Source organism: Rhizobacter sp. P2_D12, assembly GCF_056404395.1.
The window spans coordinates 1-12,337 of sequence record NZ_JBFUEB010000142.1 but is presented as its reverse complement, the minus strand read 5'-3'; the positions used below and the strand labels follow the sequence as shown (position 1 = coordinate 12,337).

The window sequence follows — 12,337 nt, the reverse complement described above, 5'->3', positions numbered from 1 at the left end:
CTGTCGAACCTGTGGATGGCGCGAAGAAAGCTGATGGCCTTGGGATGAGTGCGCCCGCAGTGCGCCCGATAGCCGCATCGAACGGTCCAAACGGGCCGGTGCGGCTGCGGCGCCGAGCTTCTCTACTGCTTCAGCGCGACAGCAAACTTGCATCCTGCCTCCTCTGCATCACCGGCCCGCGTCGCGGCAGTTATGCAGACCATCCCTAGAGTCCCTGCATCGTTCATTCAAGAAGGCAATCCATGGCTCAACGTGATGTGGTGTTCCCGGCCGGGCGCCAGGCGCTCTATGAAAAGAACCGCTATTCGCCGGCGGTCCGCGCCAACGGCTTCCTGTTCGTCTCGGGGCAGGTCGGCAGCCGCCCGGACGGGTCGCCCGAACCCGGGCTGGAGGCGCAGGTGCGGCTCGCGTTCGACAACCTGAACGCGATCCTGTCGGCCGCCGGCTGCAGCTTCGACGACGTGATCGACGTCACCGTCTTCCTCGTCGATCCCGAGGCGACCTTCGAGACGGTCTGGAAGGTGCTGCCGGACTACTGGAGCGACGCGCCGCACCCGACCCTGACCGGCATCGGCGTGACCTGGCTGTACGGCTTCCAGTTCGAGATCAAGGTGGTCGCGAAGCTGCCGGAGTCTGCTGCCGACTGAAGGACATGCGCAGTCGTCGGACAATGTCCCGATGGACAAGACCACCGATTGGGCCACCCCGTTCGAACGGGGCAACGGCAACCAGACCACCACCTGGCACGACTGCATCGCCTTCCACCAGCGGCTCGCGCAGGCCTTCGGCCCCTGGCTCAGGTTCGAGGAGGTGGGCCGCTCCGATGCCGGCGTGCCGATCCATGCCGGCGTTTTCTCGGCCGACGGCGTGTTCGACCCGCAGGCCGTCAAGGCCGCCGGTCGGCCGGTGTTCTTCAACAACAACGGCATCCACCCCGGCGAGCCCGAGGGCATCGACGCCTGCATGGCGCTGCTGCGCGACCTGTGCCTCGACCCGGCCCGCCGCGCCGCGCTCGGGCGCACGGTGCTGGTCTACATCCCGGTCTACAACGTCGACGGCGCGCTGAACCGGCAGGACACCAGCCGCGTCAACCAGCACGGGCCCGAGGCCTTCGGCTTCCGCGGCAATGCGCGCCACCTCGACCTGAACCGCGACTTCGTCAAGGCCGACAGCCTGGCCACCCGCACGTTCGCGCAGGTGTTCACGCGCTGGGATCCCGACGTGATGGTCGACACCCACACGTCGAACGGCGCCGACTACCAGCACGTGGTGACGCTGATCGCGACCCAGCCCGACAAGCTCGGCGGCCGCACCGGCGCGCATCTGCGCGACGCGATGCTGCCGGCGCTGTACGACGGCATGGCGGCACGCGGCTTCCCGATGTGCCCGTACGTGAACCCGGTGCAGGAGATCCCGGACGACGGCATCGCCGACTTCCTGGACTCGCCGCGCTTCTCCACCGGCTACGCGGCGCTGCACCACACGATCGGCTTCATGCCGGAGACGCACATGCTGAAGCCGTTCGCGGACCGCTACCACGGCACGCGTGCGCTGGTGGAGTGCGCGCTGGCGCACACCGTCGCGCACGGCCACGCCATCCGCGCTGCGCGTGCCGCCGACCGCGCCGCCCTCTCGGCCGGTTCCCCGGTCGCGCTGGACTGGACGCTCGACCGGCAGCACAGCCGGCCGTTCCGCTTCAGCGGCTTCCAGGCGGTGTACGAACCGAGCCGCATAGGCCACTACCAGCGCCTGCGCTACGACCGCACCAGGCCCTGGCAGAAGGACATCGCCTGGTTCGATCGCTACCAGCCCACCGCCAGCGCCGTGCCGCCGCGCGCCTACCTTCTGCCGCAGGCCTGGCACGACGTCGCGCTGCGCCTGCAGGCCCATGGATTGCCGTTGCAGCGCGCAGTGCACGCGAGCCGCGTGCGCGCCCAGGCGTACCGCATCGAGCGTTTCGAGAAGCGGCGCACGCCGTTCGAAGGCCGGCACCTGCATGACGCGCTGGACGTGCGGGTCGAAGCCACGCTCGCCGACGTGGCCGAAGGCGACTGGCTGCTGCCGCTCGGCGGCCCGCACGACCGCTTTGCCGTCGAGGTGCTGGAGCCGCTGGGCATCGACAGCTTCTTCCGCTGGTCGTTCTTCGACAGCGTGCTCGACAAGAAGGAAAGCTTCAGCGACTACGTGTTCGAGGACGAAGCCGAGCAGCTGCTGGCCACCGAGCCCGGGCTGCGCGAGCGTTTCGAGGCCTGGAAGTCCGCGCATCCCGAGCTGCTGGGCGACGCGCAGGCGGTGCTGGGCTTCATCTTCCGCCACGCACGGCGCCATGCCGAGCCCGAATGGCGGCGCTACCCGGTGTTGCGCCTGCTCGAGCTTCCGGCCGGGCCCTGAAGACCCCGCAGCGAGGCCGGACGTTCAGCGTGCGCCGCGAAGATAGCGCCGCTCGCGCGGTGGGGCCGGTTCATCGTTCGAGCCGGCATCGGCGACGTCCGGCGGCGATGCCTCGATCGCCGGCGGCAACGGTGCCACCTGGCTGGGCAGCAAGCGCTCGGCCAACGCGATCAGCGCAGGGTCGCCGACCTCCACGCACAGCCCCCACACCTGCACCGCGTAGTCGGCATCGGACAGCAGGCGTTCGGCCTCGATGGGCAGCTGGTGCCGCAGCAGCGCCAGCCGCAACCGCATCGCCAGCACGCCGAAGGACATCTGCGAACTCACTATTCGATCCGCTCGCCGTGTTGGGACAGGTCCAGTCCGTCAGCTTCATCGCCGCGCCGGACCCGGGCACCGGCAAACCAGTGAAGCCCCTTCATCAGCAGCCAGCTGACCACGAAGCTGTAGCCCAGCACCGCGACGACGCCGATCGCTTCCGCCTGCGGCTTGCCGGCACCGCCCGCCAGCTTCGCATCGATGAAGAACGGCGTCAGCAGCGACCCTGCGATGCCGACGACACCGTGGATCGCGAACACGTCCAGCGAGTCGTCGACGTTGATCAGGGGCTTGAGCCAGGCCAGCGATGCGAACGCGACAAGGCCGCCGACGGCACCGAACAGGTACGCCGCGTCCACGCTGACGAAGCCGGCGGCGGGCGTGATGGCCACCAGGCCGGCCACCGCGCCGGTCGACATGCCGACCAGGCTGGGCTGGCCCTTCTGGATCCATTCGCACAGCACGAACACGACGGCGGCCAGCGCAGCCGCGATCTGCGTGTTGACCATCGCCAGCGCCGCCGCGCCATTGGCCTCGAAGGCCGAGCCGCCGTTGAAGCCGAACCAGCCGATCCACAGCAGGCCCGCGCCGATCAGCATGTAGGCGAGGTTCGACGGGACCATCGGCTCGCGGCCCCAGCCCTGCCGCGGCCCGGCCACCAGCGCGCAGGCCAGGCCCGCCGCACCGGCGCTGACGTGCACCACCATGCCGCCGGCGAAGTCGCGCACTCCCATGTCGTACAGCCAGCCCTCGGGGTGCCACACCCAGTGGGCCACCGGCGCATAGACGGCCAGCGACCACAGGCCGCAGAACACCGCGGCGATGCTGAATTTCACGCGCTCGGCGAACGCGCCGACGATGAGCGCGGCGGTGATGATGGCAAAGGCAGCCTCGAACAGCGCGAACGCGGGCGCGGGGATGTGCGGTGCCATCGGGTGGACGGGCACCCGGTCTCCCACCGGCATGAACTGGAGCCTGAAGCCGTTGTCGAAGAAGCCCGACCACGGCGCTCCCGAGCCGAAGGCGATGGTGTAGCCCGCCACGAACCACAGCACGCTCGTGACCGCGGCCACGATGAACACCTGCGTCATCGTGCCCAGGATGTTCTTCTTGCGCACCAGCCCGCCGTAGAAGAAGGCCAGGCCCGGCAGCGTCATCATCAGCACCAGCGCCGTGCTGGCCAGCATCCACGCCGTGTCGCCGGCCGAGATCGCGCTCGCGGCGACTGTCTGCTGCGCGGCCTGGGCGGCAGACGCACCCAGCAAGGCCAGGGTGCCTGCGCTGGTGGCGATCAGGGGGTTTCGGACGGGCGGGATCGGTGGTGTGTAGGGTCGCATGTGTGACGGCTTCGTGAATGCCCGGCATTGCATCAGCCGTCGCGCGCGGCGTCATGATGCAGCGTCGACCGAAGCCTTATGCCTCCCGCGGCCCCGTCGACAAGCTCACGATCCGCAGGCGCACCGTCGTGCCGGCGCCCGGTGAACTCTCTACCTGCAGGCTGCCGCCCAGCAGCCGCGCGCGCTCGTCCATCGACAGCAGGCCGTGCCCGCGCTGCCGCCGCGTGGCCTCGAAGCCGATGCCGTCGTCCGCGATCGCCAGCGTCCAGCCGTTCGCATCCTTCACCAGGCCCAGCGCGACCTGGGTCGCCCGGGCATGCCGGCGCACGTTGGTCAGCGACTCCTGGACGATGCGGAACACCATCGTCGCGGTGTCGGGTGGCAGGTCATGGGCGAGCGCATCGAGGTCCAGCCGGCACGGCACGCCGGTGCCGCGGGTGAACTCGGCGGCCTGCCACTCGATCGCGGCGACCAGGCCGCCGTCGAGCGCCGCAGGGCGCAGCTGCGAGACCAGCGCGCGCACGCTGGCCACCAGCCGGTCCACGCGGTCGAGCAGCAAATCGTGCACCGCAGTTCCGTCGCGCACGCGCAGTACCGAAACCTCCATGCGCAACGCGGCCAGCTGCTGGCCCATCTCGTCGTGCAGTTCGCGCGAGATGCGCTTGCGCTCCTCTTCGAGCGCCATCGCGTTGTGCTCGCCCAGCCGGCGCAGCGCCTGGCGCGACGCCTCGAGCTCGGCGGTGCGCCCGCGCACCTTGTCCTCGAGCTGCTCGCAGGCCCCGTGCACGCGGGCGGCCATCGCGGCGAACTCGCGCGCCACGTCGCCGATCTCGTCCTCGGCCTGCGTCGGCAGCTGTGCGTGGTCCAGCGGTTGCGCGGCCTGCCCGACCCGCCGCATCGCGCCGGTCAGCTGCCGCAGCGGCCGTGCCACCTGCTGCAGCAGCACCGAGCGGATGATCAGGATCTCCACCGCCAGCATCGCCAGCCCGAGCGCGACGACGATGCCCAGGTTCAGCAGCGCGGCCGGCCGCATCAAGGCCTTGGGATAGCGCACCGCCAGCGCCCACGGCGTGTCCGGGATCACGCCCAGCGCGACGATGTCGTCCGGCAGGTCGAACAGCTGCACCTCGCCCGGCCGCGCCGAGCGGCTGGCCGCCAGCAGCGGCAGGTCGTCGTGCAGGCCCAGCGATTCGATCGAGGCCTGGCCTTCGGTGAGCTTGATCGCCTGGGCATGCGCCGCATCGAAGATCAGCGTGCCCTTGTCGTCGACCTGGAAAATCGTGCTGCGCGATCCGGCCAGCAATGGCGCGGCGGTGCGTTGCATCAACTGGTCGAGCAGCACGTCCACGCAGGCCAGCACCTGGTGCCGCCCCGAGGCATCGGCGACGTCGGGCGTCGCGACGGTCGTCATCCAGGCCTGGTTCGACGCATCCCAGTACATGCGCGTGAAGATCGTGTCGTGGCTCGCCGACCCGAACCCGCGCGCGTAGAACTCGTAGGTTTCCAGCTTCAGCGCATCGGGGCCGGAATAGGTGAAGATCTTCGCGATGTCGCTCGCCTGGTGGATCGGGAAGCCCTTCTCCGGCACGACGCCGTAGAAGTTGAAGAGCCGGCCCTTCGTGCTCGAACCGTACTTGTGCGACAGCAGGAAGGACAGCATGAAGCGGGCCTTGATGTCCGCATCGGGCGGCGTCTGCGGCGCATAGGTGGCCGACATCTGCGCGAAGCGCCGGCCGTCCGCCAGCGCCTGGCCCTCGAACAGCCCGGGCCGCTGCGTGTACGAGCCGTCGCCGTGGCGGTAGAAGACGAGGTCGAAATCACGCGCCAGCGTCGCGCGCTCACGCGGGTCGGCATGGGCCGCGCGGAAGTCGCCCAGGAAATTGCCCTGCAGCGACTTGATCTCCCTGAACTCCAGCGATTCGCGCTGCAGCTTCTGCTCGGTCGAGGTCACGAGCTGCTGCTGCACCGCGCGCTTGATCGATGCGTCGTTGACCCCGTACGACACCAGGCCGCCGAGCGCCGACACCACAGCGATGCGCAGCGCCGTGCGGTGGAGGGTTCGCGCGACGATGGACTGCTTCAAGGGGACCCGCGGATTGGCGACGTCGTGACACTGTGCAACGTCGTGACACCCGCGGTAGTCTAGAAAACAGGCCGGCGGCTGGCTTGACCGCCGGCTTACCAAGACATGACGGCGTCACGATGCCGCCTGGGTTTTCCAGTGCTGTTCCGTCGAGCGCCGCAGCCACTGCAGCAGGTCGTCGACGTAGGTGAACACCACCGGGATCACCAGCAGGCTCAGCACCGTCGAGGTGAGCAGCCCGCCGATCACGATCACCGCCATCGGCTGGCGGAAGCTCGGCTCGGCACCCAGGCCCAGCGCGTTCGGCAGCATGCCGGCGGCCATCGCGATGGTCGTCATCAGGATCGGCCGCGCCCGCTTGTGGCACGCGTCGAGCAGCGCTTCGAGCCGGCCCATGCCGCGCTCGCGGCGCGCCATGATCGCGTACTCGACCAGCAGGATCGAGTTCTTCGTCACGATGCCCATCAGCATCAGCAGCCCGATCACCGAGGACATCGAGAAGCTCAGGTGCGTGACCAGCAGCGCGAACAAGGCCCCGCCCAGCGACAGCGGCAGCGCGCACAGGATGGTGGCCGGCTGCAGGAAGTCGTGGAACAGCAGCACCAGCACCGCATAGATGCAGAACACGCCGATCGCCATCGCGAGGCCGAAGCTCTCGAACAGCTCGTTCATCTGCTGCAGCTCGCCCTGTTCCACCCGGTGCACGCCGGCCGGCAGCTGCTGCAGAGCCGGCAGCCTGCGCGCCTCGCGCTCGACCTCGCCCAGCGAACGGCCGGCCAGTTCCACCGTCAGCGTCACGTTGCGCTCGCGGTCCAGGCGGTCGATCTGCGACGGGCCGCTGCCGATCGCCAGCTCGCCCAGCGAGGCCAGCGCCACGCTGCCGCCGCTGCCCGCCACGCGCAACTGGCCGATCGCGTCCAGGCTGTCGCGCTGCGATGCGTCGACGCGCACGCGGATCGGCACCTGCCGCTGCGGCAGGTTCAGCTTCGGCAGCACCGTCGAGTAGTCGCCATAGGTGGCCACGCGCAGCGCATCGGCCGCGGCGGTGGCCGTCACGCCCAGTGCGGCGGCGCGCGCCGCATCCGGCGTCAGCTGCACCTCGGGGCGCTGCAGCGCCGCGCTCGAGGTCACGTTGCCGATGCCGCGCAGCGTGCGCAGCTGCGTCTCCAGCGCGGCAGCGGCCTGGTCCAGCGCCGCCGCATCGTTGCCGGCCAGCGTCAGCTGCAGGCTCTCGCCGTTGCCGCCGCCGCCCACGGTGCTGCGCACGCCGGCCAGGCCGCGCAGCGCGACGCGCAGCTCGGCCTCGATCGCCGATTGCTTGCGCGTGCGCTCGCCGCGCGGCAGCAGGTCGACCGTCAGCGTCGCGCTGTTGGTGCTGGTGCTCGAACTCGACGACTGGCCGGGATGGTCCTCGCCGGCGGTCAGGCCGACGGCGCTGAACACCTGCCGCACGCCGCTCACCGCGCGCAGCCGCTGCGCGGCCTGGCGCGCCACCGCATCGGTGTCGTCCAGCGTGCTGCCGGGCGGCAGCGTCAGCGTCACGCGGGTCTGCGCGTTGTCCTGCGCCGGCAGGAAACCCGACGGCAGCAGCGGCAGCAGCGCCAGCGACACCGCCAGGAAGGCCAGCGCCGCCAGCACCGTGGTCTTGCGGTGCCGCAAGGCCGTGCGCGCCCAGCCGAGGTAGCGCGTCATCAGCGGGCTGTCCGCCGGCTCATGCGCCGCGCCGCCCACGCGTCCCTTCATCAGGTAGGCCGCCATCATCGGCGTCAGCAGCCGCGCCACCAGCAGCGAGCACAGCACCGCCACCGAGGCGGTGACGCCGAACTGCCGGAAGATCTTGCCGATGATCCCGGACATGAAGGCCGTCGGCAGGAACACCGCGACCAGCGTGAAGGTGGTCGCGACCACCGCCAGCCCGATCTCGTCGGCCGCCTCCATCGCCGCCTGGTACGGCGTCTTGCCGGCCGCCATGTGGCGCGCGATGTTCTCGATCTCGACGATCGCGTCGTCGACCAGGATGCCGATGACGAGCGACAGCGACAGCAGCGTGACGGTGTTCAGCGAGAAGCCGGCCAGCACCATGAAGCCGAAGGTCGGCAGGATCGACAGCGGCAGCGCCGCCGCCGAGATCAGCGTGGCCCGCGTGTCGCGCAGGAACCACCACACCACCAGCATCGCGAGCAGCGCGCCCTCGAGCAGCAGGTGCATCGAGCCGCGGTAGTTGTCCTCGATCGGCGCGACGGTGTTGCTGGCCTCGGCCAGCACCACCTCGGCATGCGCCCGGCCGAAGGCGGCCACCGCCTGCCGCACCTCGCGCGCCACCGTCACGTCCGAATAGCCCTTGGAGCGCGAGACCTGCAGCGCCACCACCGGCGCGCCGTCCAGCCGCGCGAGCGAGCTGCGCTCGGCCGGCCCGTCGACGATGCGGGCGACCTGGTCCAGCCGCACGCTGCGGCCGTCCCCGACCGCGATGCTCATCGCTGCCAGCTGCTGCGCCGACGCCACCGCACCCAGCGTGCGGGCCGACTGGCGCTGGCCGGCGATGTCGCCCTGGCCGCCGGAGTTGTCGCTCTGCGCCGCCTTCAACTGTGCCGAGACGGTGGCCGGGTCGAGGCCGAGGCCGGCCATCAGCGCCGGATCGAGCTCGACGCGCACCTCGCGGTCGATGCCGCCGATGCGCTGCACCGCGGCGACCCCCTTCACCGCGAGCAAGGCCTTGGTGAGGTCGTTGTCGACGAACCAGGACAGGTCCTGCTCGTCCAGCAGCTTCGACGTGGCGGTGTAGGTGAGCAGCGACGAGCTCGCGGCGGTGCTCTTGGACACCGTCGGCGCCGCCATGCTGGACGGCAGGTCGGCGCGCACGCCGTCGACCGCGTTGCGCACCTCGCTGAGCGCGACCTCGGCATCCTTCTCCATCTCGAAGGTGACGGTGATCGCGACGCTGCCGTCGGTGATCGTGGTGGCGATGTGGTCCAGGCGCGTCAGCGACGCGAGCTTGTCCTCGATCTTGCGCGCGACCTCGGTTTCCAACTGGGCCGGCGCGGCGCCTTCCAGCGAGGCCGACACCATGATGGTCGGCAGGTCCATGTCGGAGAAATCCTGGATCTGCAGCTTGTGGAAGCCGATCAGGCCCAGCACCGCGAGCAGCACGAAGACGAGGACGGCCGAGACCGGGTTGCGGATCGACCAGGAGGAGATGTTCACGGGCGCGTGCCTTGCAGGTGGGGGGTGTCGTTCAGGCTGAGCCGCGCGTCGGCTTGCGCGACCTGCACCGGGGTGCCTTCGGACAGGAACGCGCCGCCGCTCGCGACGACGCGGCTGCCCTCCTTCAGGCCCGACAGCACCTCGACGCGGTCGCCGACGCGGCGACCCACCGCCACGGTGCGGCGCGTGACGGTGCCGTCGTCCTTCAGCAGGAAGACGTCGCTGCGGCCGTCGCGCAGCACCAGCGCCGACTGCGGCAGCGTCAGCGCCGGCGTCGCCGGCCCGTCGATGCTGCCGCTGGCGAACAGGCCGGGCTGCACCTCGCTGCCGGCCGGCAGGCTGACGTAGACGATGGCGCGGCCGGTGCTGGTGCTGAAGGTCGGCGCGACCAGCCGCACGCGGCCTTCGAGCACCTGGCCGCTGGCCAGCGTCAGGCGCGCCGCCTGCCCCGGCTGCACCTGCGCCAGCTGGCGCGCGGCCAGCTCGGCCCGCCACTCGACCTTGCCCTGGCGCACCAGCCGGAACAGCTCGGTGCCGGCCGGCACCACGTTGCCCAGCACCGCGCTGCGCGACGAGACGATGCCGTCGTCGACCGCCAGGATGCGCGTCTGCGACAGCTGGATGCGGGTGGACAGCAGGTCGGCCTCGGCCGACGCGAGCGAGGCGCGGCTGGTGGCCTCGGCGATGCGGTAGTCGTCGATCTGCTGGCTCGACAGCGCGCCGCTGCCGTCGACCGCACCGGCGCGCTGCAGGTTCATCTGCGCCTGCGAGAGGCTGGCGCGCGCCTGCGCGACGGCAGCCTGCTGCTTCTGCAGCTGGGCCTGCAGGCTGTCGTCGGCCAGGCGCGCGAGCAGCTGGCCGCGCCTGACGCGGCTGCCGACGTCCGCCAGCAGCTCGGTGATGCGCAGCGAGCCGGTCTCGGCGCCGATCACGGCCTCCTGCCACGCGGTCAGCGTGCCGGTGGCCTGCAGGGTCTGCGGCCAGGTGGTGCGCACGGGCGTCGTCAGCTCGACGCTGAGGGCGGGGGTGGCGGCGCTGCCGGGGCCGGCTGCGGCAGCCGCCGCGGAGGCGGGCGCGGCATTGCCCCACACCTGCCACGCGGTGCCGCCGACGGCGATCAGCAGCGCGGCGGCGATCGAGCCGGTCTTCAGGGATGGTTTCATGGTTGGACTCCGGGAAGGGTGTTGGCGGCCTGGGAGACGTCGGCGGTCCAGCCGCCGCCGAGGGCCTTGTAGAGGGCGATCCATTGGCGCACCTGGTCGCGCTGCAGGGTCAGCAGCGTCGTCTCGGCCGAGAGCGCCGAGCGGCGCGCTTCCTCCAGCGTCATCAGGCTGCTGCGGCCGGCGCGCCAGTCGGCCTGCACCGAGGCGAAATAGCGCCGGTAGCGTTCGGCCGCGGTGCGCGCGTCGCGGCTGCGGCGGGCCGCGCCGTCGATGTTGACGAGCGCGGTCTCGACTTCCTTGACGGCGGTGCGCACGGCGCTGCGGTAGCCGGCGAGCGCCGCGTCGTAGCTCGCCTGGGCCGAGTCGACGGCGGCGCGCGCCTTGCCGCCGTCGAGCAGCGGGATGGCCAGGCTGGGACCGAACGAGGCGGTGCCCGTCTGCCCGGCGAGGCCCGACGACGACACGCTGATCGTGCCGCCCAGCGTGAAGCTCGGGTAGCGGCCGGCCTCGGCCTGGCCGATCGCGGCGCTGGCGGCGGCGAGGTCGCGTTCGCTCGCGACCAGGTCGGGGCGCTGGCGCAGCAGGTCGGCCGGCACGGAGGAGACGCCGAACGCGACCGGCGCCGGCAGCGCGGCCGGCGTCGCATCGAGCAGCGTGCGCAGCGCCGGCTCGTCGGCGCCGGTCAGCGCGACCAGGGCCTTCACGAGCCCCTCGCATTCGGTGTGCTGCGCGCTCAGCGTCGAGCCCGCGCCGGCGGCGCTGGCCTCGGCCAGGTCGCCGTCCGACGCGGCGCTGAAGCCGGCGCGCACCTTCACCTGCGTGAGGCGCGCCGTCTCCTGCTGCGACTGCGCCTCGACGCCGTACTGCACCTCGAGCAGCCGGCAGGCGCGGTACTGCACGTAGTCGTCGGCCACCTCGGCGGCCAGCGAGACGCGGGCCTCGTGCCAGTCGGCCGCGCGCGCCTCGACGCGCGCCTGGGCCGCCTCGCGGCCGCGCCGCAGCTGGCCGAACAGGTCGATCTCCCACGAGGCATCGAGGCTGCCGCTGCGTGTCGTCGTGTCGCTCGTGACACCGTTGTTGCGCTGGCGTGATGCGAGCACCGAGCCGCTGCCGGTGAGCGACGGCTGCGCCGCGGCGCGGGCGGTGCCGAGCGCGGCCCGGGCGCTGGCGATGTTGGCCGCGGCCGTGGCGAGCGACGGGCTGTCGGCCTCGGCCATCTGCACCAGCCGGCTCACCGTGGGGTCGTCGAAGGCGGCCCACCAGTCGGCGAGCCGGTCGGTGCGGCCGCCGTGCGGCACGGCCGCCTGCCAGGCCGGGCCGAGCGGCGGCTGCGGCGCGCGGTAGTCGGGGCCGACGACCGCGCAGCCCCCGAGGAAAACGGCCAGCGACAGGCCCGATGAAACGATGGATCTGGACATGGCTTCATCGTAGGAAAGCGCTGTGTGGAGCAGTGTTCGGGAGCGTCAAGTTGGGTAAAACCGGGGCCCCCGCACTGTGTCGCGCGCTGTCGCCGCGCCATACTTCGCCGATGATTTCCGTGTTGCTGGTCGATGACGATGCCGAGCTGACGGCGATGCTCGCGCAGTACCTGCAGCGCGAGGGCTTCGACGCGCATGCGGTGCACGACGGCGAGGCCGGCGTGGCCGAGGCGCTGTCGGGGCGTTATGCGATCGCGGTGTTCGACGTGATGATGCCGCGGTTGAGCGGCATGGAGGCGCTGCGGCGCATCCGCGCGACGAGCCGCCTGCCGGTGCTGATGCTGACGGCGCGCGGCGACAACGTCGACCGCATCGTCGGGCTCGACACGGGCGCCGACGACTACATGCCCAAGCCGTGCATGC

Annotated in this window: 9 protein-coding genes; 3 read left to right on the top strand and 6 right to left on the bottom strand. The window is 71.3% G+C overall.

All coding sequences use genetic code 11. The features are described from left to right. The first annotated feature begins 242 nt into the window (after window positions 1-242). Window positions 243-647 (top strand): RidA family protein, encoded by a 405-nt coding sequence (locus tag AC1DYN_RS29075; protein WP_477965663.1) that lies wholly within the window; start codon window positions 243-245, stop codon window positions 645-647. A 31-nt stretch (window positions 648-678) separates the two neighbouring features. Further along, window positions 679-2,391: a M14 family zinc carboxypeptidase gene (locus tag AC1DYN_RS29070; RefSeq protein WP_477965661.1), complete on the top strand. Its 1,713-nt coding sequence runs from the start codon at window positions 679-681 to the stop codon at window positions 2,389-2,391. 24 nt (window positions 2,392-2,415) lie between these two features. Here the strand turns inward: AC1DYN_RS29070 and AC1DYN_RS29065 are convergent, their stop codons facing one another. The 6 genes from AC1DYN_RS29065 to AC1DYN_RS29040 form a co-directional block, all read right to left on the bottom strand. Beyond that, entirely contained in the window at window positions 2,416-2,718 is a 303-nt protein-coding gene (locus AC1DYN_RS29065; protein WP_477965659.1) for a hypothetical protein, read from the bottom strand. Beyond that, on the bottom strand, window positions 2,718-4,046 hold the full coding sequence (locus AC1DYN_RS29060) for an ammonium transporter (RefSeq protein WP_477965657.1): 1,329 nt from the start codon (window positions 4,044-4,046) through the stop codon (window positions 2,718-2,720). Before AC1DYN_RS29060 ends, AC1DYN_RS29065 begins: the two co-directional genes overlap by 1 nt. 76 nt (window positions 4,047-4,122) lie before the next feature. After that, entirely contained in the window at window positions 4,123-6,129 is a 2,007-nt protein-coding gene (locus AC1DYN_RS29055; protein ID WP_477965655.1) for a sensor histidine kinase, read from the bottom strand. A 114-nt stretch (window positions 6,130-6,243) separates the two neighbouring features. After that, on the bottom strand, window positions 6,244-9,333 hold the full coding sequence (locus AC1DYN_RS29050; protein ID WP_477965653.1) for an efflux RND transporter permease subunit: 3,090 nt from the start codon (window positions 9,331-9,333) through the stop codon (window positions 6,244-6,246). After that, on the bottom strand, window positions 9,330-10,496 hold the full coding sequence (locus AC1DYN_RS29045; protein WP_477965651.1) for an efflux RND transporter periplasmic adaptor subunit: 1,167 nt from the start codon (window positions 10,494-10,496) through the stop codon (window positions 9,330-9,332). Before AC1DYN_RS29045 ends, AC1DYN_RS29050 begins: the two co-directional genes overlap by 4 nt. Further along, window positions 10,493-11,914, bottom strand: coding sequence for an efflux transporter outer membrane subunit (locus AC1DYN_RS29040; RefSeq protein ID WP_477965649.1), 1,422 nt, complete (start codon window positions 11,912-11,914; stop codon window positions 10,493-10,495). The genes AC1DYN_RS29045 and AC1DYN_RS29040 overlap by 4 nt, the downstream gene beginning before the upstream one ends. A 110-nt stretch (window positions 11,915-12,024) precedes the next feature. Between AC1DYN_RS29040 and AC1DYN_RS29035 the strand changes: the two genes are divergently transcribed. Beyond that, window positions 12,025-12,337 (top strand): response regulator (locus tag AC1DYN_RS29035; protein ID WP_477965647.1); only part of this gene is annotated, 313 nt, incomplete at its 3' end.

Bases quoted from the DNA above. Each gene is read 5' to 3' on its own strand.
- AC1DYN_RS29045 (WP_477965651.1), bottom strand. From the start codon at position 10,496: ATGAAACCATCCCTGAAGACCGGCTCGATCGCCGCCGCGCTGCTGATC.
- AC1DYN_RS29060 (WP_477965657.1), bottom strand. From the start codon at position 4,046: ATGCGACCCTACACACCACCGATCCCGCCCGTCCGAAACCCCCTGATC.
- AC1DYN_RS29070 (WP_477965661.1), top strand. From the start codon at position 679: ATGGACAAGACCACCGATTGGGCCACCCCGTTCGAACGGGGCAACGGC.
- AC1DYN_RS29040 (WP_477965649.1), bottom strand. From the start codon at position 11,914: ATGTCCAGATCCATCGTTTCATCGGGCCTGTCGCTGGCCGTTTTCCTC.
- AC1DYN_RS29075 (WP_477965663.1), top strand. From the start codon at position 243: ATGGCTCAACGTGATGTGGTGTTCCCGGCCGGGCGCCAGGCGCTCTAT.